The sequence below is a fragment of the Streptomyces sp. NPDC054834 genome, assembly GCF_053611185.1.
The window spans coordinates 18,030-43,277 of the sequence record NZ_JBSGZV010000033.1; the positions used below are offsets into that span (position 1 = coordinate 18,030).

General features: G+C 71.8%; 21 protein-coding genes and 2 pseudogenes. 13 read left to right on the plus strand and 10 right to left on the minus strand.

Annotated elements, in window-relative coordinates; genetic code table 11:
• The first annotated feature begins 23 nt into the window (after positions 1–23).
• Positions 24–494: a DUF6099 family protein gene (locus tag ACWGJM_RS33525; protein WP_453415521.1), complete on the plus strand. Its 471-nt coding sequence runs from the start codon at positions 24–26 to the stop codon at positions 492–494.
• On the opposite strand, the gene ACWGJM_RS33530 is transcribed toward ACWGJM_RS33525, so the two are convergent.
• Positions 442–645: a hypothetical protein gene (locus ACWGJM_RS33530; protein WP_453415522.1), complete on the minus strand. Its 204-nt coding sequence runs from the start codon at positions 643–645 to the stop codon at positions 442–444. The two genes, ACWGJM_RS33525 and ACWGJM_RS33530, sit on opposite strands and share 53 nt — an antisense overlap.
• 256 nt (positions 646–901) lie before the next feature.
• Here ACWGJM_RS33530 and ACWGJM_RS33535 point away from each other — a divergent pair, with 256 nt between their 5' ends.
• Together ACWGJM_RS33535 and ACWGJM_RS33540 are read left to right on the plus strand one after the other, a co-directional pair.
• Positions 902–1,825 carry an LLM class F420-dependent oxidoreductase gene (locus ACWGJM_RS33535; RefSeq protein ID WP_453415523.1) on the plus strand — a complete coding sequence of 308 codons (924 nt, stop codon included), beginning with the start codon at positions 902–904 and terminating at the stop codon, positions 1,823–1,825.
• 133 nt (positions 1,826–1,958) lie between these two features.
• A complete protein-coding gene (locus ACWGJM_RS33540) occupies positions 1,959–2,486 on the plus strand; it encodes a hypothetical protein (protein ID WP_453415524.1) in 528 nt (175 codons plus the stop codon).
• Between the two features lie 163 nt (positions 2,487–2,649).
• Here ACWGJM_RS33540 and ACWGJM_RS33545 read toward each other — a convergent pair whose 3' ends face one another.
• Positions 2,650–3,606 (minus strand): D-alanyl-D-alanine carboxypeptidase family protein, encoded by a 957-nt coding sequence (locus ACWGJM_RS33545; protein ID WP_453415525.1) that lies wholly within the window; start codon positions 3,604–3,606, stop codon positions 2,650–2,652.
• 161 nt (positions 3,607–3,767) lie between these two features.
• Here ACWGJM_RS33545 and ACWGJM_RS33550 point away from each other — a divergent pair, with 161 nt between their 5' ends.
• The 5 genes from ACWGJM_RS33550 to ACWGJM_RS33570 all read left to right on the plus strand — a co-directional run bounded on the left by ACWGJM_RS33550 (position 3,768) and on the right by ACWGJM_RS33570 (position 11,515).
• Positions 3,768–4,706, plus strand: coding sequence for a hypothetical protein (locus ACWGJM_RS33550; RefSeq protein WP_453415526.1), 939 nt, complete (start codon positions 3,768–3,770; stop codon positions 4,704–4,706).
• 77 nt (positions 4,707–4,783) lie between these two features.
• Positions 4,784–6,316, plus strand: a complete 1,533-nt coding sequence (locus ACWGJM_RS33555; RefSeq protein ID WP_453415527.1) for a 3' terminal RNA ribose 2'-O-methyltransferase Hen1 — start codon at positions 4,784–4,786, stop codon at positions 6,314–6,316.
• Positions 6,313–8,904: a polynucleotide kinase-phosphatase gene (locus ACWGJM_RS33560; RefSeq protein ID WP_453415528.1), complete on the plus strand. Its 2,592-nt coding sequence runs from the start codon at positions 6,313–6,315 to the stop codon at positions 8,902–8,904. The genes ACWGJM_RS33555 and ACWGJM_RS33560 overlap by 4 nt, the downstream gene beginning before the upstream one ends.
• A gap of 206 nt (positions 8,905–9,110) precedes the next feature.
• A complete protein-coding gene (locus ACWGJM_RS33565; RefSeq protein WP_453415529.1) occupies positions 9,111–10,976 on the plus strand; it encodes a RiPP maturation radical SAM C-methyltransferase in 1,866 nt (621 codons plus the stop codon).
• Complete coding sequence (locus tag ACWGJM_RS33570; RefSeq protein WP_453415530.1) at positions 10,973–11,515, plus strand: DUF5825 family protein; 543 nt, start codon at positions 10,973–10,975, stop codon at positions 11,513–11,515. The genes ACWGJM_RS33565 and ACWGJM_RS33570 overlap by 4 nt, the downstream gene beginning before the upstream one ends.
• 9 nt (positions 11,516–11,524) lie before the next feature.
• Here the strand turns inward: ACWGJM_RS33570 and ACWGJM_RS33575 are convergent, their stop codons facing one another.
• Both ACWGJM_RS33575 and ACWGJM_RS33580 read right to left on the minus strand, forming a co-directional pair.
• On the minus strand, positions 11,525–12,424 hold the full coding sequence (locus tag ACWGJM_RS33575; RefSeq protein WP_453415531.1) for a hypothetical protein: 900 nt from the start codon (positions 12,422–12,424) through the stop codon (positions 11,525–11,527).
• On the minus strand, positions 12,421–13,458 hold the full coding sequence (locus tag ACWGJM_RS33580; protein WP_453415532.1) for an SPFH domain-containing protein: 1,038 nt from the start codon (positions 13,456–13,458) through the stop codon (positions 12,421–12,423). The genes ACWGJM_RS33575 and ACWGJM_RS33580 overlap by 4 nt, the downstream gene beginning before the upstream one ends.
• Before the next feature lie 124 nt (positions 13,459–13,582).
• Here ACWGJM_RS33580 and ACWGJM_RS33585 point away from each other — a divergent pair, with 124 nt between their 5' ends.
• The 3 genes from ACWGJM_RS33585 (at position 13,583) to ACWGJM_RS33595 (ending at position 17,472) form a co-directional block, all read left to right on the plus strand.
• Positions 13,583–14,806, plus strand: a complete 1,224-nt coding sequence (locus ACWGJM_RS33585; protein ID WP_453415533.1) for an arginine deiminase — start codon at positions 13,583–13,585, stop codon at positions 14,804–14,806.
• Between the two features lie 60 nt (positions 14,807–14,866).
• Positions 14,867–15,874, plus strand: coding sequence for an ornithine carbamoyltransferase (argF, locus tag ACWGJM_RS33590; RefSeq protein ID WP_453415534.1), 1,008 nt, complete (start codon positions 14,867–14,869; stop codon positions 15,872–15,874).
• A 134-nt stretch (positions 15,875–16,008) separates the two neighbouring features.
• Complete coding sequence (locus ACWGJM_RS33595) at positions 16,009–17,472, plus strand: amino acid permease (protein ID WP_453415535.1); 1,464 nt, start codon at positions 16,009–16,011, stop codon at positions 17,470–17,472.
• Here the strand turns inward: ACWGJM_RS33595 and ACWGJM_RS33600 are convergent.
• Complete coding sequence (locus tag ACWGJM_RS33600) at positions 17,432–17,884, minus strand: ATP-binding protein (RefSeq protein ID WP_453415536.1); 453 nt, start codon at positions 17,882–17,884, stop codon at positions 17,432–17,434. The two genes, ACWGJM_RS33595 and ACWGJM_RS33600, sit on opposite strands and share 41 nt — an antisense overlap.
• Before the next feature lie 355 nt (positions 17,885–18,239).
• On the opposite strand from ACWGJM_RS33600, the gene ACWGJM_RS33605 reads away from it, so the two are divergent.
• Both ACWGJM_RS33605 and ACWGJM_RS33610 read left to right on the plus strand, forming a co-directional pair.
• Positions 18,240–19,067, plus strand: coding sequence for an enoyl-CoA hydratase family protein (locus ACWGJM_RS33605; RefSeq protein WP_453415537.1), 828 nt, complete (start codon positions 18,240–18,242; stop codon positions 19,065–19,067).
• Position 19,068: 1 nt separating this feature from the next.
• On the plus strand, positions 19,069–21,390 hold the full coding sequence (locus ACWGJM_RS33610) for a bifunctional salicylyl-CoA 5-hydroxylase/oxidoreductase (RefSeq protein ID WP_453415538.1): 2,322 nt from the start codon (positions 19,069–19,071) through the stop codon (positions 21,388–21,390).
• On the opposite strand, the pseudogene ACWGJM_RS33615 reads toward ACWGJM_RS33610, so the two are convergent.
• The 5 genes and pseudogenes from ACWGJM_RS33615 to ACWGJM_RS33635 all read right to left on the minus strand — a co-directional run.
• Positions 21,374–21,745, minus strand: a pseudogene (locus tag ACWGJM_RS33615) (elongation factor 1-alpha C-terminal domain-related protein); the annotation flags it as partial. The gene ACWGJM_RS33610 and the pseudogene ACWGJM_RS33615 overlap by 17 nt on opposite strands.
• Positions 21,715–22,110, minus strand: a pseudogene (locus tag ACWGJM_RS33620) (phosphoadenosine phosphosulfate reductase domain-containing protein); the annotation flags it as partial. The pseudogenes ACWGJM_RS33620 and ACWGJM_RS33615, both read right to left, overlap by 31 nt.
• On the minus strand, positions 22,107–22,658 hold the full coding sequence (cysC, locus tag ACWGJM_RS33625; RefSeq protein ID WP_453415539.1) for an adenylyl-sulfate kinase: 552 nt from the start codon (positions 22,656–22,658) through the stop codon (positions 22,107–22,109). The gene cysC and the pseudogene ACWGJM_RS33620, both read right to left, overlap by 4 nt.
• Before the next feature lie 115 nt (positions 22,659–22,773).
• Complete coding sequence (locus tag ACWGJM_RS33630; RefSeq protein WP_453415540.1) at positions 22,774–23,586, minus strand: PaaX family transcriptional regulator; 813 nt, start codon at positions 23,584–23,586, stop codon at positions 22,774–22,776.
• A 15-nt stretch (positions 23,587–23,601) separates the two neighbouring features.
• The gene (locus ACWGJM_RS33635) at positions 23,602–25,194 is read right to left on the minus strand and encodes an AMP-binding protein (protein ID WP_453415541.1); all 1,593 of its coding nucleotides are present in this window, start codon (positions 25,192–25,194) and stop codon (positions 23,602–23,604) included.
• Positions 25,195–25,248 lie beyond the last annotated feature (54 nt).

Below are 25,248 nucleotides of genomic sequence, written 5' to 3' on the forward strand. Positions count from 1 at the left end.
CGGCGGACGGACGGGGGCAGCGTATGGACGCGGTGCGACTCATCGTGGCGAGCAGGCGTGCCCTGGCGGCCAGCAGTGAGGTGGCCCAGGCCCTGACCGAGGTGTGGCAGGCGCAGGCCCTGGCCCAGGCGATCGGCAGCCGGCTCGCGGTCTCCGGCCCGCCCGAACTGCGGGGCGAGGCCCTGGGCCTGACCGAGCTGGCGGGCCGGGGCTGCGGCGTCCTGGACACGCCGGCCCTGGACCCCGGCGACCTGCGCGCCGCCCAGCTGACCGAGCTGGACGACGCCCGCCAGGCCCTGCTCTGCCTCGGCGGCCTGCTCGGCGAGGTCGGTATCGCCCTCGTCGGCATCGCCAGTGCCGCGGCCGACGAGGCGACGTACTGGCAGTGCATGGAGGCGATCGACGCGGCGGACGAGTCCCGGGACCGCGTCCTGGAGATGCTCAGGAAGCTGGCGGCGAGGGAGGCGGCGTTGTCGGAGAGAGAGGCCGGGTGACCGTCGACTGAAGGTCCGCGTCCAGCACGGACAGGTCCGCGTTCAGTGCCGCCATGAGCTCCTCCATCTGCTGGAGAAGCCCTTTCGGGCGACCGGCGGAGCCACCCTGCTGCGGGACGGACTCTGCGGACTCTGCGGACTCTTCGGACACCACGGCTTCCTCGGCCCCCGGCCCCGCTGAGGCCGGTGCGGCTGACGCGCGACGGCGGCGACCGCAGCAGCGCGGCGCGTCCGTCCGGCGCGGGCGCCGGACGGTCCGGCACCGACCGCCCAACGATCATCGCCGGGGCCGGTCACCGGCCCCGGCAGCCCCCGGGCACGGGTTGACGCTTTTCACCCGCCCGTGGCGGATGGCGACGCCGGGTACCGGTGAGGTTGACGGGGCCACCGGCGTGCAGGATGGATCCATGGACCTTCGAATCTTCACCGAGCCCCAACAGGGCGCCTCCTACGACACCCTGCTCACCGTGGCGAAGGCCACCGAGGACCTCGGCTTCGACGCCTTCTTCCGCTCCGACCACTACCTCAGCATGGGCGACGTGGACGGCCTCCCCGGCCCCACCGACGCCTGGATCACCCTGGCCGGTCTCGCCCGCGAGACCAAGCGGATCCGCCTCGGCACACTGATGACCGCCGGCACCTTCCGGCTGCCGGGCGTGCTCGCCATCCAGGTCGCCCAGGTCGACCAGATGTCCGGCGGCCGGGTCGAACTCGGCCTCGGCGCGGGCTGGTTCGAGGAGGAGCACAAGGCGTACGGCATCCCGTTCCCGAAGGAGAAGTTCGCCCGCCTCGAGGAGCAGCTGGCGATCGTCACCGGGCTGTGGCAGACCAAGCTCGGCGACACCTTCGACTTCCACGGCACGTACTACGACCTCACCGGCTCGCCCGCGCTGCCCAAGCCCGCCCAGCAGAGGATCCCGGTGCTGATCGGCGGGCAGGGTGCGACCCGCACCCCGAAGCTGGCCGCTCAGTACGGCGACGAGTTCAACATGCCCTTCTCCTCGGTCGAGGACAGCGAGCAGCAGTTCGGCCGGGTGCGCGCCGCCGCCGAGGCGGCCGGCCGTCGTCCCGACGAACTGACGTACTCCAACGCCCTCGTCGTCTGCGTCGGCAAGGACGACCGGGAGGTCGCCCGCCGGGCCGCCGCGATCGGCCGCGAGGTGGACGAGCTGAAGGCCAACGGCCTGGCGGGCACCCCGGCCGAGGTCGTCGAAAAGATCGGCCGGTACGCCGGGATCGGCTCCCGGCGCATCTACCTCCAGATTCTCGACCTCGCCGACCTGGACCACCTGGAGCTGATCTCCAGCCAGGTCCAGTCCCAGCTGTCGTAGCGCGCCGGCCGACCGGTCCCGGTGCCCGGCTCACGAGTCCCGGGACCCGCCGGCCGCCGGCTGTGACGAGCCTGTGACCGGAACTATGGCTTCCGTCACCGCCCCGCCCGGCCGGCCCTGCTGAGATCGCCCGATGGACGACGATTCCCCGCTCGGCACCTTCTTCGGCCTGCTGAGCATCGCGGTCTGGCTCGCGGTCCCCGTCTGGGTGATCGCCGTCATCGTCAAGATCCTGTCCGTGGCACTCCCCGGCAGGCGCCCGGACCGGCGGCTCGAGCTGCTGCGCTGGTCGGCGTGGATGGCGGGCTGGGCCGCCGTCATCCTCTATCTGCTGGGCGCCGGAGCGGTCGCGTTCTCCGTGCACGAGTCCTCCTCCGGCGCGGACTCCACACCGGCCCTCGAGTGCCGCGACGACTTCCCGCCCGGCGTGCTCGTGGGTCAGACGGCCTCCTGGGTACCGCTCCGCTTCGACTGTGTCCTCGCCGACGGCAGCACCCACCCGAGCAGCCCCGCCTACTTCTGGATCAACACCTTCGTCGTCGGCCTGGGTCTCGCCGCCGTGGTCCTCGCGGTGCCGGCCGCAAGGATGTCCGACCGCGGACGGGAGCCGGACGCGCCGGTCGCAGGGCCCGGGGCGGGAGACGTTCCCCACCCCGGATGAGGACGATCAGGCCCCGGGCGACGCCGGTGTCCCCGCCGTCGCGCGGGATCGTAGGCGCCGGCGAGTTCTACATCGTGGCCGTCGTCCGTCGTCGTCCGTCGTCCGTCGTCGTCCGTCGCACGGGGCGCCGGGGAGACTTTTCGATCCCCCCGGCCCCCTGGGTTCAGCCGCGCTGTGCGAAGCCGTAGTCGAGGATCTTCGTCGCGTCCTTGAACCGCTGGTCCGCGGAGGTGTCCGCGAGGATGGTGCCCACGACCGTCCTGGAGCCGCGGGTGGCCGCGAACACCAGGCAGAACTTCGCCTCCGGGCCGGAGCCGGTCTTCACTCCGAACGCGCCCCGGTACGTGCTGAGGAGCTTGTTGGAGTTGTTCCACGGCGTCATGGCGTGCGTTCCGCCGCCGGGCCGGTACGACTGCATGTCGTCGTAGACCTTGGTGCCGACGACCTTCTTGAACGTCTTGTTCTTCAGCGCGACCCCGGCCAGCTTGGCCAGATCTCGCGGCGAAGAGTAGTTGTTCCCGTTGGACACCCCGTCGAAGGAGTCGAAGTGGGTGTTCGTCAGGCCCAGTTCGCGTGCCTTGCTGTTCATCTTGCCGATGAACGACTTGGTCCGCTTGGCCGTTGTCGAGCCCGTGCCGTAGGTGTCCGCCAGCGCGTAGGCCGCGTCGCAGCCCGAGGGGAGCAGCAGGCCGTACAGCAGGTCGCGGGCCTTCATCGAGTCGCCGAGGATCAGGCTCGCGCTGGAGTAGCGCTGGGCACCCGTCGCCGGGTCGATGACGTAGTCGGTGTACTCCTTCTTGATCTTGATCTTCTTGTCGAGATTCACGTTCCGTTGCGACAGCACCACGAGCGCCGTCATGATCTTCGTGGTGGAGCCGGTCCGCAGCCGTCCGTCCGGCGCCTTGCCGAAGAGCTGCCTGCCGGTGGCCGTGTTCACGGCGTACGCGCCCTGGGCCGACACCTGCGGCGCCGCCGCGGCGGTCCGCGCCACGGCGGCGACGGACGGCGCCGTGGCCGCCTGGGCGGGAGCGGTCGCGAGGACCCCCGCGCCCAGGACGGCACCGGCCGCCACCGCGACGGCGGCTCTTCTGCGTACCCGGGCACCCTGGCCGATGGTCATGGTTCCCCCTTCTGTCAGTGGTCAGTTGACGAGGGGTCACTTCATCAGGTCCGGGGTCCGGCAGCCGTAACGGAGATCACATGACTCTTCTGTGAACGCCTTGTGTCGGAACTGTGGGCTCCATCACGGCGCGCATGATCCAGGGCTGATCGTATGACCCGGTGCGTAAACTCCTCCCTCTCGCTCTCACCGGCCTGCTCGCCGCGTCGGCATGCCAGTTCGTCGGCGGCGACGACACCGACGACGGGGCCCACCGCCTCAACGCCATGAAGGCGTTCCCACTGCACGCCTACATTCCGGACTCGACGTCCCGTGACGGAAAGGCCGCCGGCACGGCGCAGTGGATCCTCGCCAAGCAGTGCATGGTCCGGCTCGGGTTCACCGGCTTCAGGGCGCTCGACATCAGGACGGTCGAGTCGACGTACCCGGTGCGGAAGGGAACCCTCACCAGCAGCAGCAAGGTCGGCGACGACAGCCCGTACGGCGTGGACGATCCCGACCTGGCGGCCGAGCACGGCTACCACAACCGGCGGCGGGAGGAGTCCGGCGACCAGCCCATGGAGTGGGCCGCCGACCAGTACACGGCCCTGACCGGCACCTTCGAGTCCGGCGACAGCCGCCAGGCGCACGGCAACCCCATCCCCAAGAGAGGCTGCATGGGGGAGGCGACGCGGAAGATATTCGGCCCCGAGCCCAAGCCGACGAAGGTCGGCGGCGTGAAGCTCAGCGGCTACTACTCGATCGCCGCGGAGCTCTGGTACGAGGCGCACAAGCAAGCGAAGAAGGACCCCGCCTGGAAGAAGGCCGACCGTGCCTGGTCGGACTGCATGAAGGACAAGGGCCTCCACTACCCCGACCCGGACGAGGCGTCCACCGACACCGACTGGTACCGCACGGACGAGCCTTCGGACAAGGAGAAGGAGACCGCGGCCGCCGACGCACAGTGCAAACTCGACACCGGCTACATCCAGGCCGTGCACGCCGTCGAGAGCCGCGCGCAGAAGACCGCCATCGCCAAGAACAAGAAGGCGCTGGACGACCGGCGCGCCGCCGACGAGCGGGCCATGGCCAACGCCCGGAAGATCGTCGACAAGTCCTGAGCGCGGCGGCCGGCCGCTGCCGTGCGGAAACAAGAAAACAGGTGGTCAGCGGAGGTGCCGACGGGGAGACTCGGGACATGTTCCTGACCATCGGCACAACCGGCACTCCGGAACGCCCCGCCACCGACCTCGGCTTCCTGCTGCACAAGCATCCCGAGAAGGCACAGGCGTTCTCCACCTCCTACGGCACGGCGCACGTCCTCTACCCCGAGGCGGACGCCGAGCGCTGCACGGCGGCGCTGCTGCTGGAGGTGGACGCGGTGGCGCTGGTGCGGCGTGGGAAGGGCAAGGGGCGTGGCGGGGCTCCCGACGCGGCGCTGGCGCAGTACGTCAACGACCGGCCGTACGCCGCCTCCTCACTGCTCGCGGTGGCGCTGAGCAGCGTCTTCTCCAGCGCGATGCGCGGGGTGTGCAACGCCCGGCCCGAGCGGGCCACCGAGCCGCTGCCGCTGCGCATCGAGGTCCCCGCGCTGCCCGCCCGCGGCGGCCCCGACCTCGTGCGCGGTCTCTTCGAGCCGCTCGGCTGGGCGGTGACCGCCGATCCGGTCGCCCTGGACGCCGAATTCCCCGAGTGGGGCGACTCGCGTTACGTGCGTCTCGTGCTGGAGTCCTCGCGGCTCACCCTCGCCGAGGCCCTGCGTCACCTCTACGTCCTGCTTCCCGTCCTCGACGACGCCAAGCACTACTGGGCCGCCTCCGACGAGGTCGACAAGCTGCTGCGCGCCGGTGAGGGCTGGCTGCCGGAGCACCCGGAGCAGAAGCTGATCACCAGCCGCTATCTGTCGCGGCGCTGGTCGCTGACCCGTCAGGCGATGGAGCGGCTGGAGCTGGTGCGGCTCGCCGAGGCGGACGACAGCGAGGTCGAGGACATCGACAACGCCGTCGAGGCCGAGACCGAGACGGAGGAGAAGCCGACCCCGCTCGCCGTGCAGCGACGGGACGCGATCACCGCCGCGCTGAAGCAGTCCGGTGCCGCCCGCGTCCTCGACCTCGGCTGCGGCCAGGGCCAGCTGGTGCAGGCGCTGCTGAAGGACGCGCGGTTCACCGAGATCGTCGGCGTCGACGTGTCGATGCGCGCGCTGACCATCGCCTCCCGGCGTCTCAAGCTGGACCGCATGGGGGAGCGGCAGGCCTCGCGCGTCAAGCTCTTCCAGAGCTCGCTCGCGTACACGGACAACCGGCTCAAGGGGTACGACGCCGCCGTGCTCAGCGAGGTCGTCGAGCATCTCGACCTGCCACGGCTGCCCGCCCTGGAGTACGCGGTGTTCGGCGCGGCCCGCCCTCGCACGGTCCTCGTGACCACCCCGAACGTCGAGTACAACGTCCGCTGGGAGAGCCTCCCGGCCGGGCATGTCCGGCACGGCGACCACCGCTTCGAGTGGACGCGGGAGGAGTTCCGGGCGTGGGCGCACGCGGTGGCCGAACGGCATGGCTACGGCGTGGAGTTCGTACCCGTCGGACCGGACGACCCCGAGGTCGGGCCGCCCACGCAGATGGCCGTTTTCGAATTGAACACAGCCACCGAGAAGAACCAGAAGAACCAGAAGAACCAGAAGAACCAGAAGACCGAGAAGACCGAGAAGACCGAGAAGGAGGCGAAGGCAGCATGACCGAGACGCAGAACGGGACACGGGCCCAGGGACGGGTTCTCCCCGTCACCGACCTCTCCCTCGTCGTGCTCGTCGGCGCCTCCGGCTCCGGCAAGTCGACCTTCGCCCGCCGGCACTTCAAGCCGACCGAGGTGATCTCCTCCGACTTCTGCCGGGGCCTGGTCTGCGACGACGAGAACGACCAGAGCGCGACCAGGGACGCCTTCGACGTCCTGCACTACATCGCGGGCAAACGCCTCGCCGCCGGCCGCCGCACGGTCGTCGACGCGACCAGCGTGCAGCAGGACGCCCGGCGGCAGCTGATCGACCTGGCCAAGCGGTACGACGTGCTGCCCATCGCCATCGTGCTGGACGTCCCGGAGGACGTCTGCGCCGAGCGCAACGCGGTCCGCACCGACCGGGCCGACATGCCGCGCCGGGTCATCCAGCGGCACATCCGCGAACTCCGCCGTTCCGTACGGCACCTGGAGCGCGAGGGCTTCCGCAAGGTGCACGTCCTGCGCGGTGTGCAGGACGTGGAGCACGCCACCGTCGTCACCGAGAAGCGGTTCAACGACCTCACCCACCTCACGGGCCCCTTCGACATCATCGGCGACATCCACGGCTGTGCCTTCGAACTGGAGTCGCTGCTGGGCAAGCTGGGCTACACCGACGGCGTCCACCCGGAGGGCCGTACGGCCGTCTTCGTCGGTGACCTCGTCGACCGCGGCCCGGACAGCCCGGGTGTACTGCGCCGTGTGATGTCGATGGTGAAGTCGGGCAACGCGCTGTGCGTGCCCGGCAACCACGAGAACAAGTACGGCCGCTACCTCAAGGGCCGCAAGGTCCAGCACACCCACGGACTCGCCGAGACCATCGAGCAGATGGAGGGCGAGAGCGAGGAGTTCACGCGGGAGGTACGCGAGTTCATCGACGGTCTCGTCAGCCACTACGTCCTCGATGGCGGCCGGCTGGTCGTCTGCCACGCGGGTCTGCCCGAGAGGTACCACGGCCGGACGTCCGGCCGGGTCCGCTCGCACGCCCTGTACGGGGACACGACCGGCGAGACCGACGAGTTCGGGCTGCCGGTGCGGTACCCGTGGGCGGAGGACTACCGGGGCCGGGCCGCGGTCGTCTACGGCCACACGCCCGTCCCCGAGGCCACCTGGCTCAACAACACCATCTGCCTGGACACCGGCGCCGTCTTCGGCGGCAAGCTCACCGCACTGCGCTGGCCGGAGCGCCAGCTGGTGGACGTACCGGCCGAGCGGGTCTGGTACGAGCCGGCGAAGCCGCTGCGGACCGAGGCCCCCGGTGGCCACGACGGCCGGCCCCTCGACCTGAACGACGTGCACGGCCGCCGGGTGGTGGAGACCCGGCACTCGGGCCGGGTGTCCGTCCGCGAGGAGAACGCGGCCGCCGCCCTGGAGGTCATGAGCCGCTTCGCGGTCGACCCGCGCCTGCTGCCGTACCTGCCGCCGACCATGGCACCGACGGCGACGTCGCAGGTGGACGGCTACCTGGAGCACCCGGTCGAGGCCTTCGCGCAGTACGCGGCCGACGGGGTCGCCCGGGTCGTGTGCGAGGAGAAGCACATGGGCTCGCGGGCGGTGGCGCTGGTGTGCCGGGACGCGGACGTGGCGCGGAAGAGGTTCGGGGCTGGGGGCACCTCCCGCGCGAGCGAAGCCGAGCGTGGGGGAGGTCCCACGGGCTCGCTGTACACCCGTACCGGCCGTCCGTTCCTCGACGACCAGGAGGTGACCGAGGAGATCCTCGGACGTTTGCGGTCGGCCGCCGACGCGGCCGGTCTGTGGGAGGAGCTCGCCACCGACTGGTTGCTGCTCGACGCCGAGCTGATGCCGTGGTCGCTGAAGGCGTCCGGGCTGCTGCGGTCGCAGTACGCGGCGGTCGGCGCTGCCTCGGGCGCGGTGTTCCCGGGTGCGCTCGCCGCGCTGGAGGGTGCCGCCGCGCGGGGCGTCGAGGTGACCGACCTGCTGGCCCGCCAGCGCGAACGGGCCTCCAACGCGGCCGCGTTCACGGACGCGTACCGGCGCTACTGCTGGACCACCGAGGGCCTGGACGGCGTACGCCTGGCACCGTTCCAGATCCTCGCCGTCCAGGGCCGCAGCCTCGCCGCCCTGCCGCACGACGAGCAGCTCGCCCTGCTCGACCGGCTGGTGGAGCACGACGGCAGCGGCCTGCTCCAGACCACCCGGCGGCTCTACGTCGACACCGGTGACCCGGAGTCGGTGCGGGCGGGCGTCGACTGGTGGCTGGAGATGACCGGTCGCGGCGGCGAGGGCATGGTCGTCAAGCCGGTGGGTGCGCTGGTGCGCAGCAGTGAGGGGCGGCTCGTCCAGCCCGGCATCAAGTGCCGGGGCCGTGAGTACCTGCGGATCATCTACGGTCCGGAGTACACGCGCCCCGACAACCTCGCCCGCCTGCGCAACCGATTCCTCAACCACAAGCGGTCGCTGGCGGTCCGCGAGTACGCGCTGGGTCTGGAGGCCCTGGACCGGCTCGCGGACGGTGAGCCGCTGTGGCGGGTGCACGAGGCCGTGTTCGGCGTGCTCGCGCTGGAGTCGGAGCCGGTGGACCCCCGGCTGTGAGTGTCCCGGAACACCCTTGTGTCACACAGGTACCCGTCCATATGGTGGACTCCCGTAAGGCGCAAGGGTGTTCGATGTGACGCGTCCCTGGGGAGTGGACATGGAGATCAAGAAGGTCGTCGTGCGCGAGGACCGGAGCACCAGCCGCCGGCCGGCGATCCTGGAGAAGCGGCCGACCCGCTGAACGGAAGACGGCGGAAAACTGCATGCGTGTTCACTTGGTGACGATGCCGTGGCATCCGATCGACCTTCCTTCACTGCAACTGGGCCTGCTGCACCGGCTGGTGCGGCAGGCCCGGCCGCGTGACGAGGTGACGGAGTTCCACGGCTCGCTGCGCTGGGCGGAGTTCCTGCTGGAGCGCTCCGGCGGCCGGCTGCGGCCCGGCGACTACGTGGAGGTCGGCAGCGACTCGATCTTCCACGGCCTCGGCGACTTCGTCTTCTCGGGTGTCCTGTACGACGACCCCGGCTGGGGGACGGCACGGCTGCGGGGCTACGCGGCCGCGCGGGGCGTCTTCATCGACACGGCCCTCGCCATGCGTCCGTACGCGGCGGAGTTCATCGCGGAGTGCGCGACCGAGGTGCTGGCAGCGGAGCCCGATGTCGTCGGGTTCACCAGCACCTTCATGCAGAACGTCGCCTCGCTCGCTCTCGCGCGTGAGCTCAAGCGCCGCCGCCCCGGGCTCGTCGTGGTCTTCGGCGGCAGCAACTGCGACGGCCCCATGGGGCACGCGCTGCACCGCAATCATCCGTTCGTGGACCAGGTGGTGCGCGGCGAGGGTGAGTACGCCTTCCCCGCCCTCTTACGTCACCTGGACGAGGGCACACGCCCCGTGGACGTCCCCGGCCTGTGCTGGTGGGACGGTCACACGTCCCGGGCCAACCCGGAGACCCGGCGGACGGTGGCCCCGGCCGACATACCCTCGCCGGACTACGACCAGTGGCAGGCCGCCCTCGAGGCCTCCCCGGTCGTGGAGTACGTCCACCCGAAGCTGGTCGTCGAGGGGGCGCGGGGCTGCTGGTGGGGCGAGAAGCACCACTGCACCTTCTGCGGGCTCAACGGCACCTCCATGGCCTTCCGCGCCAAGCCGGGGGAGCGGCTGTGGGACGAGGTCGACCACCTGGTCCGGCGCCATCGCCTCCTCGACGTCGTCACGGTCGACAACATCATCGACATGGCCTACTTCCGGGACTTCCTGCCCCGTGTCGTCGACAGCGGCTGGGACCTGCGGCTGCACTACGAGGTCAAGTCCAACCTCACCCGCGACCAGCTCGGCCTCCTGGGCCGCTCCGGCACGGTGCACATCCAGCCCGGCATCGAGAGCCTGGGCAGCAGGGTCCTCGACCTCATGGACAAGGGTGTCACCGGCGCCCGCAACGTCCGCACCCTCAGGGAGTGCGAGAACCACTCGCTCACCTGCTCCTGGAACCTCCTCTACGGCTTCCCGGGCGAGACCGCCGAGGACTACGACCCGGTGATCGACCAGCTCCCGGCCCTCGTCCACCTCCAGCCTCCCAGCGGTGCCCATCGGATCCAGCTGGAGCGGTTCAGCCCGCACTTCACCGACCCGGAGCTGGGCTTCGGCAAGCGGCGCCCGGCGCAGATGTACCAGCACGTCTACGACCTGCCCGAGGAGGAGCTGACCGATCTCGTCTACCTGTTCGACACTGAGGACGCCGGCATCGGCGGTCCGGTCGAGCGGCGTCTGAAGGAAGCGGTCGCCGCGTGGCGGGCCGGGCATCCGCACTCCCGCCTGGAGTACGAGGAGGGCTGCGAGGAGGAGGGAGCCCTCCTGGTCCACGACCGCCGGCACGGCCGACCGCACACCACCCACCGCTTCACCGGCTGGTCCGCGGCCGCCCTGCGCCACCTGGAGGACGGCCGCACCGAACCCGCCCTGCACCGGCTGCTGACGGCGGACGGCCACGAGGTCTCCGCCGACGCGCTCACCGCCTGGCTCCAACAGGCCTTCGCCCTGGGCCTGTTGTTCCGCGACGGCCGGACGTACGTCTCCCTGCCCACCTGGGACGCGCCGGTCCGCCTGCCCGACGGCGCGGGGGTGACCGGATGACCGGGCCGCCCACCACCGTCCCGCACCGCGTCACCGGCCGCCGGGTCGAGGTGACCGAGCCGCTGCGGCTGGGCGCGGGCGGCCGGGAGACCGCGGAGGCGGTGCGGTTCCTGCGCGACTGCCAGGGACTGGGGCTCACCGTCACCTGGGAGGCGGCCGGCACGGAGATCCCGTACGACGTCCGCAACCTGCGCCACCTGCCCCCGCCGGTCGAACACCCGGACGAGCGGCCCGAGTTGACCGACTGGCGGGCACGTCACCGCCACGGGCTGCTCTACCACCGGCGCGGCCCGGACTTCGTCACCGTCCTGGACCGCAGGGAGCCCGGCGGCGCGGCCCGGCTCACCCTCGACCACCCCGAACTGGTCGCCGCCTTCCACACGTTGCTGGAGCCCACGCCCCTCGGTGAACTGTCCCACGCCCGGCGGACGGCCACCGGCCTGCTGGCCGCCGAGCGGCTGGCCCTGGTCACCGACGGCTGGGCGGTGACCCTGCCGCCCCGCATCCGGCGCTGGCCCGTTCCCTGCACCGCCGTCTGAGGACCGTCGTCAGCCCGCCAGCCGCAGCCGCCGCCCGCAGACGCCCACCCGGACGGTCTGCCCCCAGGTGAGCTCCAGCGCGTCGCTCTCGATGCCGTCGCCGAACGCGATGAGGCGGTCGGACTCGACGGCGAGCGACAGGGCGGCGGAGGCCCGGAGTTCCCCGGCGACCAGGGACGTCCCGGTGGCGGGTGACGGCCAGGCCTCCCGGACGAACCACACCAGGCGGTCCTCGGCCGGCGCGGGCAGGGCGAGGCGGCTGCCCCGCTCCTGCCACACCGACCGCAGCCACCCGGTCGCGCCCGTCCCCGTGCCCACCAGCACCCCGGAGGAGGCCTGGGCCTCGACGACACCCCCGTCGCCGTCGAGGCCCAGGCGGTAGCGGGCCGTCTGGTGACCGGCCGCCCCGAGATAGATCTCGTTGAGCGCGACCAGCCGCTGAGTGTCGTCGGCGACGGCCTCGACCATCGTGAGCTCCTCGGCGCCGGTGCCCCGGGCCGGGACGGCCGGCAGCAGGGCCGCGGCGTCCTCGGGCCGGTGCCGCACCAGCACGCCCGGATTGCGGCCGGGGTCGGTGTCGATGCCCACCACCGGCTGGCCCGTGAGGTACTTGGCCACGTTCGCCACCAGCCCGTCCTGGCCGACCACCACGACCACGTCCTCCGGTCCGAAGAGGAAACGGTCCAGATCGCCCCGCTCGACCGTGGTCCGGCGCCAGGTCAGCGGCACCGCCGAGGCGACCTCGGCCAGCGCCCGCCGGGTGCGGTGGTGGCGGTCGGCCACCTCCTCGACGGCCCGGCCCCGGGAGGCGAGGAAGAAGGCGGCCTGCCCGTGCGTACCGTGGCGGGCCAGCAACTCCTCGTACTCCGTGGTCCGGTGGACCAGCACGGCGCGCGGGGCGAGGCTCACGCCGGCTCCCCGGTCCCCAGCTTCGCGAGCAGACCCGTCAGCACGTCCGGGGACACCGTCACGCTGTCGATCCGCGGCAGGTTCTCGGCCAGCCGGGTCCCCGTGAGGGCGTGCAGCGTCTCGACGTCGACCTCCGCGTGCACCCGCAGCCAGGCCGCCTGCGCCTCGGCCCGCGCCGCGCCGACCTCCCGCGCGCCCTCGGCCTCGGCACGGGCCAGCCGTACCGACCGCGCGGCCTCCGCCTCCGCGAGCTTCACCGTGCGGGCCGCCTCCGCCTGGGCCCGTACCGCGTCCGCCGCCGCGTGCTCCTCGGCCTCCCGGCGGGCGTTGGTGCCGCGCTGTTCGACCAACTGCTCCTCGCGGCGGGCGAGTTCGATCTGGCTGGCGAGTTCGTTCTCGGCGATCGCCCGCTCCCGCTCGACGGCCACCGCCCGCCGTTCGTAGGTCGCCCGGTCGGCCTCCTGCTGGATCTGCTCGCGTGCCGGCGTCCGCAGTGCCCGCTCCACCTCCGGCTCGGGCCGCAGCGCCACCACCCGGACGGCGACGACCTCGATGCCGGTCGCCGGGAGCCGCGGCTCCGCGCCCAGGCCCGCCGTGATCCGCTCGCGCACCGCCGTCACGCCGTCCACGAGCGCGGTCGCCAGCGGGGTGCGGGCCAGCACGTCCAGGGCGTGCTGCTGGGCCGTCTCGGTCAGCAGCGTGCCCAGTTGCTCCAGCGGGGCGCCCCGCCACACACCGGTGTCCGGGTCTATGGAGAAGTCCAGCCGGGCGGCGGCCACGGCCGGGTCGCTGATCCGGTAGGTCACCGTCGCCTGCACCGCCACGTCCTGGAAGTCGGCCGTGCGGGCGTGGAAGGTCATCGCCAGCTCCCGGTCGTCCACCGGCACCTCGGACAGCGCGGCGGTCAGTGCGCGGTACCAGAAGCTGATCCCCGGCCCGTCGTGCGCCGGCCTGCCCGAGCGGTGGTGCCGGATGTGCGCCGTCGGGGCGCCGCGCAGGTGGCGCCAGCCCAGGCGCCGGGTGATGTCGGCCATCGGACCCCCTCGTTCCTTTTCGTCATGAGGACGATAAGCGATCGAACCACTTGTCGTCAATGGGACGAGAACGAGAAACCGCAATGCGAGGGTGAAACGAGAAGGCGGTGGCCAGGATGGAGGCATGGGATTCCATGTCGACTCCGAGGCCGGGCGGCTGTGCCGCGTCATCCTGCACCGGCCGGATCTGGAGCTGAAAAGGCTCACCCCCAGCAACAAGGACGCCCTCCTCTTCGACGACGTGCTCTGGGTGCGCCGGGCGCGCGCCGAGCACGACGGGTTCGCCGACGTGCTGCGCGACCGCGGGGTCACCGTCCATCTCTTCGGCGATCTGCTGGCCGAGACCCTGGACGTCCCCGAGGCCAGGTCGCTCGTCCTGGACCGGGTCTTCGACGAGAAGGAGTACGGCCCCCTCGCCACCGACCACCTCCGCGCCGCGTTCGAGACCCTGCCCGCGCCCGAGTTGGCCGAGGCGCTGATCGGCGGCATGACCAAGCGGGAGTTCCTCGAGGCGCACGCGGAGCCCACCTCCGTCCGCTTCCATGTGATGGAACTCGACGACTTCCTCCTGGGCCCCCTGCCCAACCACCTGTTCACCCGGGACACCTCCGCCTGGATCTACGACGGGGTCGCCATCAACGCCATGCGCCTGCCCGCCCGGCAGCGCGAGACCGTGCACTTCGAGGCGATCTACCGGCACCACCCGCTGTTCCGCGACGAAACGTTCCGCGTCTGGTCCCAGGGTCAGGCCGACTATCCGTCCACCATCGAGGGCGGCGACGTCCTGGTGATCGGCAACGGCGCGGTCCTCATCGGCATGAGCGAGCGCACCACCCCGCAGGCCGTGGAGATGCTCGCGCACAAGCTGTTCGCGGCCGGCTCGGCGAGCACGATCGTGGCCCTGGACATGCCCAAGCGGCGCGCCTTCATGCACCTCGACACCGTGATGACCATGGTGGACGGCGACACGTTCACCCAGTACGCCGGGCTCGGCATGCTCCGCTCGTACACCATCGAACCGGGCGCCGGGGACAAGGAGCTCAAGGTCACCGACCATCCTGCCGAGCACATGCACCGCGCGATCGCCGCCGCGCTGGGGCTGAGTGAGATCCGGGTGCTCACCGCCACCCAGGACGTGCACGCGGCCGAGCGCGAGCAGTGGGACGACGGCTGCAACGTGCTGGCGGTCGAGCCCGGGGTAGTCGTCGCCTACGAGCGCAACTCCACCACCAACACCCACCTGCGCAAGCAGGGCATCGAGGTGATCGAGATCCCGGGCAGCGAGCTGGGGCGGGGGAGGGGCGGGCCGCGCTGCATGAGCTGCCCCGTCGAACGGGCGCCTGTATAGAAATGTGGAATGTCGTATAGACTTCCAGGGTTCCTGTTTCCCGTCCCCCCGGAGCGCCCCATGGCGACAGTCCCGACCGCCCTCGCCGGCCGCCACTTCCTCAAGGAGCTGGACTTCACCGAGGAGGAGTTCCGCGGTCTGGTCGAGCTGGCCGCCGAACTGAAGGCCGCCAAGAGGGCGGGGAGCGAGCCGCAGCACCTGCGGGGCAGGAACATCGCGCTGATCTTCGAGAAGACCTCGACGCGCACCCGCTGCGCCTTCGAGGTCGCCGCCGCCGACCAGGGCGCCTCCACGACGTATCTCGACCCGTCCGGCTCGCAGATCGGGCACAAGGAGTCCGTGAAGGACACCGCACGCGTCCTCGGCCGCATGTTCGACGCCATCGAGTACCGGGGTGACAGCCAGGCCGACGTCGAGGAGCTGGCCGCGTACGCCGGGGTCCCCGTCTACAACGGGCTCACCGACGACTGGCACCCCACCCAGATGCTCGCCGACGTGCTCACCATGACCGAGCACTGCGCCAAGCCGGTCGGCGGGATCGCCTTCGCCTACCTCGGTGACGCCCGCTTCAACATGGGCAACTCCTACCTGGTCACCGGCGCCCTGCTCGGCATGGACGTGCGGATCGTGGCGCCCAGGGAGTACTGGCCCGCCGAGGACGTCGTCGCCCACGCCCGCAAGCTCGCCGAGGGCAGCGGCGCCCGCATCACCCTCACCGAGCAGGTCGACGAGGGCGTCGCCAGCGCCGACTTCGTCGCCACCGACGTCTGGGTCTCCATGGGCGAGCCCAAGGAGGTGTGGGCCGAGCGCATCGCCGCGCTGGCGCCGTACGCGGTGACCATGGACGTACTGCGCGCCACCGGCAACCCGGACGTGAGGTTCCTGCACTGCCTGCCGGCCTTCCACGACCTCGGCACCAAGGTCGGGCGGGAGATCCACGAGACCTACGGCCTGACCTCGCTGGAGGTGACGGACGAGGTCTTCGAGTCGAAGCACTCGGTCGTCTTCGACGAGGCCGAGAACCGGCTGCACACGATCAAGGCGGTCCTCGTCGCCACCCTGGCCTGATCCACTTCGCCAGGGCTTGTCCAACCCGCCTCACCAGGCCTTATCCTGACCGGCGGCCCGGAGCCACCCCTTCCAGGGCCACCGCCGCGACGAACCCGGTCGCACCCGCACCATCAGAAACGAGCACCACCCGCATGCCCGCTCCCCGCATCAAGCCCCCCGCGCTCCTCGTCGCCGAATCCGGCGCCGACCGTGAAGGCCACGGACTCAAGCGCACCATGGGCCTCTTCCAGCTGATCTGCTTCGGCGTCGGCGCGATCGTCGGCACCGGCATCTTCGTCGGCCTGTCCGACTCGGTCGCCCAGGCCGGTCCGGCCGTCGTCGTCTCCTTCGTCCTCGCGGCGATCACCTGCGTCTTCACCGCCTTCTCCTTCGCCGAGCTGGGCGGCGCCATCCCGGTCTCCGGATCGTCGTACTCCTTCGCCTACGCCGGTCTCGGCGAGTCGACCGCCTTCCTGGTCGGCTGGTGCCTGCTGCTGGAGTACGGCATCTCCATCTCGGCGGTCGCCGTCGGCTGGAGCCAGTACGTCAACGAACTCCTGCACAGCCTCACCGGCCTCCAGCTGCCCGCCGCCCTCAGCGCCGGACCGGGCGACGGCGGAGTGGTCAACCTGCCCGCCGTGATCGTCATCGCCATGGGCTGTGTGCTGCTGGTGCGCGGCGTCCGCGAGAGCGCCGGGGCCACCGCCGCCATGGTGGCCGTCAAGATCGCCATCCTCGTCGCCTTCTGCGTCATCGGCTTCAGCGCCTTCAAGGACGGCAACCTCACCCCGTTCGCACCCGCCGGCCTCGGCGGCATCGGCGCGGGCACCACGGCCGCGTTCTTCTCCTACATCGGCTTCGACGCGATCACCACCGCCGGTGAGGAGGCGAAGAACCCCCGCCGGGACATCCCGGTGGCGATCCTCGTCTGCATGGCTGTGGTCACCCTGCTGTACTGCGCGGTCGCGCTCGCCGCGATCGGTGCCATCGGCGGCGACCAGGTCGCCGGCCGGCCCGCCGCGCTGTCGTACGTCGTGGGCGAGGTCACCGGTTCGGCCGTCGGCGGCGGGGTGATCGCCTTCGGCGCGGTCGTCGCCATCGCCTCCGTGGTGCTCGCCGTGATGTACGGCCAGACCCGCATCCTGATGTCGATGTCCCGGGACGGGCTGATCCCGGGCGTCTTCGCGAAGGTGTCGCCGAAGACCGCCACCCCGGTCGCCGGCACGCTGATCGTCGCGATCGTCTTCGCGGTCCCGGCGGCCTTCGCCTCGCTGGACGCCGTGATGAACCTGTGCACCATCGGCACGCTCGCCGTCATGGCCGTCGTCAACGTCTCGGTGATCGCCCTGCGCCGCCGCGAGCCGGGCCTCGCCCGCAGCTTCCGGGTGCCGCTGTACCCGGTCGTCCCGCTGCTCGGCGTCGGCTTCTGCCTGTACCTGATGTACGAGACGGGCTGGACGACCTGGGTCCAGTTCGCGGTGTTCCTGGCGGTGGGCTTCGGGGTGTACGCCGGCTACGGGCGCCGGAACTCCCGGCTGGCCGCCGGCGGGGCCGAGGCCGATGCCACGGACGGGGTCACGCGGGACGCCGCTGAGCGGGCACCACAGGCAGTCTGAACCACACCGCCTTGCCCGCCTCGGTGGGCCGGTGCCCGCAGGCCGAGCTGAGGGCGCGGATCAGCAGCAGACCGCGCCCGCCCTCCTGCCAGGGATCGGGCGGCTCGATGACGGCACGGGTGAGATGGCCGGGCGGCGCGGGGTCCGGGTCGTGCACCTCGACCCGGCAGCCGGTGGGGGCGATCTCCACCACCAGCTCGATCGGGCCGGTGCCCGCGGTGTGCTCCACCGCGTTGGCCACCAGCTCCGCCGTGAGCAGCTCCGCGGTGTCGCAGTCGGCCGCGTGCTCCTGCTCGGCCAGCGCCGTGCGGACCAGCGCACGGGCCACGGGCACCGCGGCGGCGGTGTGCGGCAGCGCGACGCGCCAGGAGGCGGGGGCTGAGGGGCGTTCGTACAAGGCGGATCCGTTCATGGAGCAGGCTGTCCTGCTTTCAACCGTATGCATGGTACGGGGCCCGACTACAGAGTCCCTCGACGGGCACCGCAGGGAGCCTTCGGCTCCCGGTACCGGGCGGCTTACCCAGGCCGACGCCCCGCCTCTCACACGGGGTCCCGCTGTTACCGGAGTGTCGACTTCCTGTGACCGATGTGACCGGGCTCATGCGGACCGCCCGACTCGGCCGCCCACCTCTGTCGCGCCCACCCGACTATGTCGTGCCCACCGACTCTGTCGCGCACTCATGACGACAGTCACAAATAGGTGATAGCTTCGTGGGGTAGAGCCAGCATGAGTCACGTGGCACCGCTGCCCAGGGAGGCCGCACGTCATGAGTCCCTTCACCGGCTCCGCCGCCCGCACCGCCCACTGGGAGCACCTGCGCGTCGCGCTCGCGGACGGGGTCGCCACCGTCACCCTGGCCCGTCCCGACAAGCTCAACGCCCTCACCTTCGGCGCCTACGCCGACCTGCGCGACCTGCTCGCCGAGCTGTCCCGCGAACGGTCGGTCCGGGCCCTGGTGCTGGCCGGCGAGGGCCGCGGGTTCTGCTCCGGCGGCGACGTCGACGAGATCATCGGCGCCACCCTCGCCATGGACACCGCCCAGCTGCTCGACTTCAACCGGATGACCGGGCAGGTCGTGCGGGCCGTACGGGAGTGCCCCTTCCCGGTGATCGCGGCAGTGCACGGGGTCGCGGCGGGGGCGGGAGCGGTCCTGGCCCTGGCGGCGGACTTCCGGGTGGCCGACCCGAGCGCCCGGTTCGCGTTCCTCTTCACCCGGGTCGGCCTGTCCGGCGGCGACATGGGCGCGGCCTATCTGCTGCCCCGCGTGGTCGGCCTCGGCCACGCCACCCGCCTGCTGATGCTGGGCGAGCCCGTGCGGGCACCCGAGGCCGAGCGGATCGGCCTGATCAGCCAGATGACCGAGGAGGGCCGCGCGGACGAAGCGGCGCAGGCCCTCGCACGCCGCCTCGCCGACGGTCCGGCCCTGGCACACGCCCAGACGAAGGCACTCCTCACGGCCGAACTGGACATGCCCCTGGCGGCAGCGGTCGAGCTGGACGCCTCCACGCAGGCGTTGCTGATGAACGGCGAGGACTACGCGGAGTTCCACGCGGCGTTCACCGAGAAGCGCCCCCCGAAATGGCGCGGGAGGTGACATGAAGGTCGCCGTGATCGGTGGTGGCCCCGGCGGCCTGTACGCCGCGGCGTTGCTCAAACGCCTCGACCCCACCCGCGAAATCACCCTCTGGGAACGCAACGCCCCCGACGACACCTTCGGCTTCGGCGTGGTCCTCTCCGACGAGACCCTCGGCGGCATAGAACACGCCGACCCGGTGGTCTACGAGGCCCTCCAGAGGGACTTCGTCCGCTGGGACGACATCGACATCGTCCACCGCAACACCCGCCAGACCTCCGGAGGACACGGCTTCGCCGCCCTCGGCAGGAAGCGCCTCCTCGAAATCCTGCACAAGCGGTGCCGTGACCTCGGCGTGGAACTGCGCTTCCGCAGCGAGGCCCCCTACCCGGCCTGGCTCTCCGAGGCGTACGACCTCGTCATCGCGGCCGACGGTGTGCACAGCGCCACCCGCGAGGCCTACGCCCATGTGTTCCGGCCCCGTGTGGCCACGCACCGCTGCCGCTACATATGGCTCGCCGCCGACTTCGCGTTCGACGCCTTCCGCTTCGAGATCGCCGAGACCGAGCACGGCGTGATGCAACTGCACGGCTACCCGTATGCCCACCCGTCTCCCGACCACCACCCCTCAACGAGGCCCCCCGGGCCACAGAATCAATTCGGCGCCTCCACCGTGATCGTCGAGATGCGTGAGGAGGTGTGGCGGGCCGCCGGTTTCGAGGAGATGGACGAGCAGCAGTCCGTCGAGCGCTGCGCCAAGCTCTTCGCCGACGCACTCGGCGGCCGCCCGCTGCGCTCCAACAACTCCGCCTGGACCACCTTCCGCACGGTCGTCAACGACCGCTGGTCCTGCGGCAACGTCGTCCTCCTCGGCGACGCCGCCCACACCGCCCACTTCTCCATCGGCTCCGGCACGAAGCTCGCCGTCGAGGACGCCCTCGCGCTCGCCGCCTGCCTGACGGAACAGCCCACCCAGGCCGAGGCGCTGACCGCGTACGAGGCGGAGCGCAGGCCCGTCGTCGCCTCCACCCAGCGCGCCGCCCGCGCCAGCCTCGAATGGTTCGAGAACCTCCGGCTGTACCTCGGCCAGCCGCCCCGCCAGTTCGCCTTCAACCTGCTCACCCGGAGCCGCCGGGTCACCCACGACAACCTACGGCTGCGCGACGCCCGCTTCACCGGGACCGTGGAGCACGAGTTCGGCTGCCCGCCGGGCACGCCCCCGATGTTCACGCCGTTCCGGCTGCGCGGCCTGACCCTGCGCAACCGGGTGGTCGTCTCACCCATGGACATGTACTCGGCCAAGGACGGCGTCCCCGGTGACTTCCACCTCGTCCACCTGGGCTCCCGGGCCCTCGGCGGCGCCGGGCTGGTGATGACCGAGATGGTGTGCGTGAGCGAGGAGGGCAGGATCACCCCCGGCTGCACCGGCCTGTACACCGGCAGGCAGGCCGAGTCCTGGCGGCGGATCACCGACTTCGTGCACGAGCAGGCCCCGGGCACCGCGGTCGGCGTGCAGCTCGGCCACTCCGGCCGCAAGGGCTCGACCCGGCTGATGTGGGAGGGCATCGACGAACCGCTGCCCGACGGCAACTGGCCGGTCGTGGCCGCCTCCCCGCTGCCGTACCGACCGGGCAGCCAGACCCCGCGCCAGCTCTCCCGCGCCCAGCTGACCGACATCCGCGAGCAGTTCGCGGCCGCCGCCTTGCGGGCCGCCCGCGCCGGTTTCGACCTGCTCGAACTGCACTGCGCGCACGGCTATCTGCTCTCGGGCTTCCTCTCCCCGCTGACCAACCTGCGCACGGACGCCTACGGCGGCTCACTGGAGAGACGGCTCCGCTTCCCGCTGGAGGTCTTCGACGCGGTACGCGGGGTGTGGCCGGGGGAGAAGCCCATGACCGTGCGGATCTCCGCCACCGACTGGGCCGAGGGCGGCAACACCGCCGAGGACGCCGTCGAGATCGCCCGCGCCTTCGCCGCGCACGGCGCCGACGCGATCGACGTCTCGACCGGGCAGGTGGTCGCCGAGGAGCGGCCGGAGTACGGGCGCTCGTACCAGACACCGTTCGCGGACCGCATCCGGAACTCGGCGGGCATCCCCGTGATCGCCGTCGGCGCGATCTCCTCCTGGGACGACGTCAACTCCCTGATCCTCGCGGGCCGCACGGACCTGTGCGCGCTGGCCCGCCCGCACCTGTACGACCCGCACTGGACGCTGCACGCGGCGGCCGAGCAGGGCTACGAGGGCCCGGGCGTGGTCTGGCCCGCCCCCTACCGGGCGGGCAGCCGGCGCCCGCAGACCGGACGCACGGACGCCCCCAAGCCCCGGCTCACTCTGGGGAGCTGACCTCCGCCATGCCCGCGGTGAGCGTGGCGCCGTCCGCCGGGTCGATCAGGATGAACGCGCCCGTGCGCCGGGAGACCGCGTAGTCGTCCAGGGCCGGCGGTTCGGCGGTGCGCAGGGTGATCCGGCCCAGGTCGTCGGCGGTCAGTTCGGGGGCGCCGGCGAGCTCCCGGACGACCGCCTTGACGGTTCGGGTGGTGTGCTTGAGCAGTACCCGGTCGCCGACCCGCAGCGGGCGGTCGGCCAGGTGGCACACGGCCGCCGTGACGTCCCGGGAGAGTGCGGGCGCGTCCGGCCCGGCGGTGATCATGTCGTCGCGCGAGACGTCCCGCCGGCCGGCCAGGCGCACACCGATCGACTATGGATCTTCTCCGTGAGCGGCACCGTCTGGAGGGGGTTGCGGGTGCCGTCGGGGCGTTCCTTGAGCACACCGCGGTCGATGTAGTCCTGTACGGAGGCCACATGGAGGCGCAGTCCGTGCCGTTCGACCGTCCGGTCCCGGTACTCCAGCACCTCGGGGAAGTCGTGCCCGGTGTCCACGTGCAGCAGGGCGAACGGCAGGCGGGCCGGGGCGAACGCCTTCAGCGCCAGGTGCAGCATGAGGATGGAGTCCTTGCCGCCGGAGAAGAGGATCACCGGCTTCTCGAACTCGCCCGCCACCTCGCGGAAGATGTGCACCGCCTCGGACTCCAGCGCGTCCAGGTGGGAGAGGGGGTGGTTCACACCAGCCCCCGCTCCGCCAGCAGCGCGTACACCGCGTCCGCGGACTCCCGGGGCGTCTGCCGCTCGGTCCGCAGCACCAACGCCGGGTCGCTCGGCGGCTCGTACGGGTCGTCGACCCCCGTCAGCCCCGTCAGCTCGCCCGCGGCCTGCCTGGCGTACAGGCCCTTCACGTCCCGCTCGCCGCACACCTCGACCGGGGTGGCGACATGCACCTCCAGGTAGGGCGTCCCGCTCTTGTCGTGCCGGGCGCGCACCGCGTCGCGGCTGTCGGCGTACGGCGCGATCACCGGGACCACGGACAGCACGCCGTTGCGCGCCAGCACCTCGGAGACCAGGCCGATGCGCTGCACGTTGGTGTTGCGGTCCGCCCGCGAGAAGCCGAGGCCGGCGGAGAGGAAGCGGCGTATCTCGTCGCCGTCGAGGACCTCCACGCGGTGTCCCGCGGCCTTCAGCCGGTCGCCGAGGAGACGGGCGATGGTCGTCTTGCCCGCGCTCGGCAGCCCCGTGAGCCAGACGGTGGCTCCCTGAGCCCTTGCCGTGGTGGTCATGCGCAACAGTCCTCTTTCTTACCCGGCCGGCGATCGTTGAACGCTAGGTAAGAAACTTGAGAAGAGGGACAGAGGAACCTGAGGGTTCCGTTAGCGGCGCATGATGTGACCAGGGTCATACTGCGGCGAAGGCTGCCCCGGCGTCCCTGAGCCGCTCGTGCAGCCCCTGGAACACCGCCGCGGAGCGCGCCCCCGGCCAGTCGGCGGGCAGCAGCCGGGCGGGCAGACCGGGGTCGGTGTAGGGCAGGTGACGCCAGGCGTCGAGGGCGAGGAGGTAGTCGCGGTAGGCCTCCTCGGGCGGGGTGTCCGAGCGCCGCTCCCAGGCGTGCAGCACGGGCGCGTGCACATCGAGGAACGCCTCGTGCGCCTTGGCGATCGCCGCCAGGTCCCACCAGCGGGCGACCGCCTCGACGGTGGGCGCGAAGCCCAGGTGGTCGCCGCGGAAGAAGTCGACGTACGGATCGAGCCCGAGGCGCTGGAGGGTGTGCCGGGTCTCCTCGTGCAGCCGGGCCGGTGCGATCCACACCCCCGGGGCCGCCGTGCCGAAGCCCAGGCCGGCCAGCCGGGAGCGCAGCACGTGCCGCTTCTGCCGCTCCGACTCCGGCACCGAGAACACCGCGAGCACCCAGCCCTCGTCCTGCGGGGCCGCCGTGGCGTAGATGCGCCGGTCGCCGTCGTCCAGCAGCTGCACGGCCTCGGGTGAGAGCGCGTACCCGGCCGCGCCTCCGGCGGTGCGGGCCGGCAGCAGCAGTCCTCGCCGTTTCAGACGCGACACCGACGAGCGCACGGAGGGCGCGTCCACGCCGACCGCGGCCAGCAGTCCGATCAGCTCGGCGACGGGCACCGGGCCGGGCATGAAGCGGCCGTACGCGCCGTAGAGCGTGACGATGAGGGACCGGGGGGCGTGCTGCTCGGACACGTTGATCATTTTAGGTCTTCGACATCACTGCTGGTCACCTTTGGTGCGCAGCCGGAAACGCTGTAGCTTGCCGGTGGCGGTGCGCGGCAGCGCGTCCAGGAAGACGAACTCGCGCGGGCACTTGTACGGCGCCAGCTCGGACCTGACGAAGGCACGCAGCGCCTCCGCGTCCCGCGCCGCGCCCTCCCGCACCACGGCGTACGCCACCACGATCTGTCCGCGCGCCTCGTCCGGCCGTCCGACGACCGCCGCCTCCACCACGTCCGGGTGACGCAGCAGTGCGTCCTCCACCTCCGGGCCGGCGATGTTGTAACCGGCGGAGATGATCATGTCGTCGGCGCGGGCCACATAACGGAAGTATCCGTCGCCGTCCCGGACATACGTGTCACCGGTGAGGTTCCAGCCGTCACGCACGTACTCCCGTTGCCGCGGGTCGGCGAGATAGCGGCAGCCGATCGGTCCGCGTACCGCCAGCAGACCGGGCTCGCCGTCGGGCACGGGGTCGCCGTGCTCGTCCTGCACCCGTGCTTGCCAGCCCGGTACCGGCAGGCCGGTCGTCCCGGGCCGGATGTGCTCGTCGGCGGCCGAGACGAAGATGTGCAGCAGCTCGGTGGCGCCGATGCCGTTGATGACGCGCAGGCCGGTGCGCTCCTGCCAGGCCCGCCAGGTGGCGGCGGGCAGGTTCTCGCCGGCGGAGACACAGCGCCGCAGGGACGACAGGTCGTGGCCGGCGGGCTCCTGGAGCATCGCCCGGTACGCGGTCGGCGCGGTGAACAGCACCGACACGCGGTGCCCGGCGATCGCGGGCAGCAGCTGCCTGGGGCCCGCCTGTTCGAGGAGCAGGGAGCTGGCCCCGGCCCGCATCGGGAAGACGACCAGCCCGCCGAGGCCGAAGGTGAAGCCCAGCGGGGGACTGCCGGTGAAGACGTCGTCCGCCCGGGGTCTGAGCACATGCCTGGAGAAGGTGTCGGCGATCGCGAGCACATCCCGGTGGAAGTGCATGCATCCCTTGGGGCGACCGGTGGTGCCGGAGGTGAACGCGATCAGCGCCACGTCGTCGCAGGCGGTGTCCACGGCCCGGTACGGCGCCGCGGGCGTCGCACGGTGGAGGATGTCGTCCGGCGCGTCTCCGCCGTACGTCGTGATCCGCAGGCCCGGTATCTCGGCCTTCGCCAGGTCGTCCACGGCGCGGATGTCGCACAGGGCGTGCCCCACCCGGGCGATCTCGCACATCGTCGCCAGCTCGTGCGGCCGCTGCTGGGCCAGCACGGTGACCGCGACCGCGCCCGCCTTCAGCACCGCCAGCCAGCAGGCGGCGAGCCACGGCGTGGTCGGGCCGCGCAGCAGGACGCGGTTGCCCGGGACCACCCCGAGGTCGCGGGTCAGGACGTGGGCCACATGGTCGACGCGGGCGCGGAGGTCGCCGTACGTCCACGACGGGCCCTCGACGGTGTGGAACACCGGGCGGCCGGGGGCGGCGTGATCCAGCAGCTCGGCCGCGCAGTTCACCCGATCGGGGTAACGCAGCTCCGGCAGATCGAAGCGCAGCTCGGGCCATTCGCCGGGCGGCGGGAGGTGGTCGCGCGCGAAGGTGTCGACGTGGGCCGAGACATGCATGGCGGTTCGCCCCCTTGCCGGACAGGCCTTGACGGTGGGCTCGCGCAAGCGAGC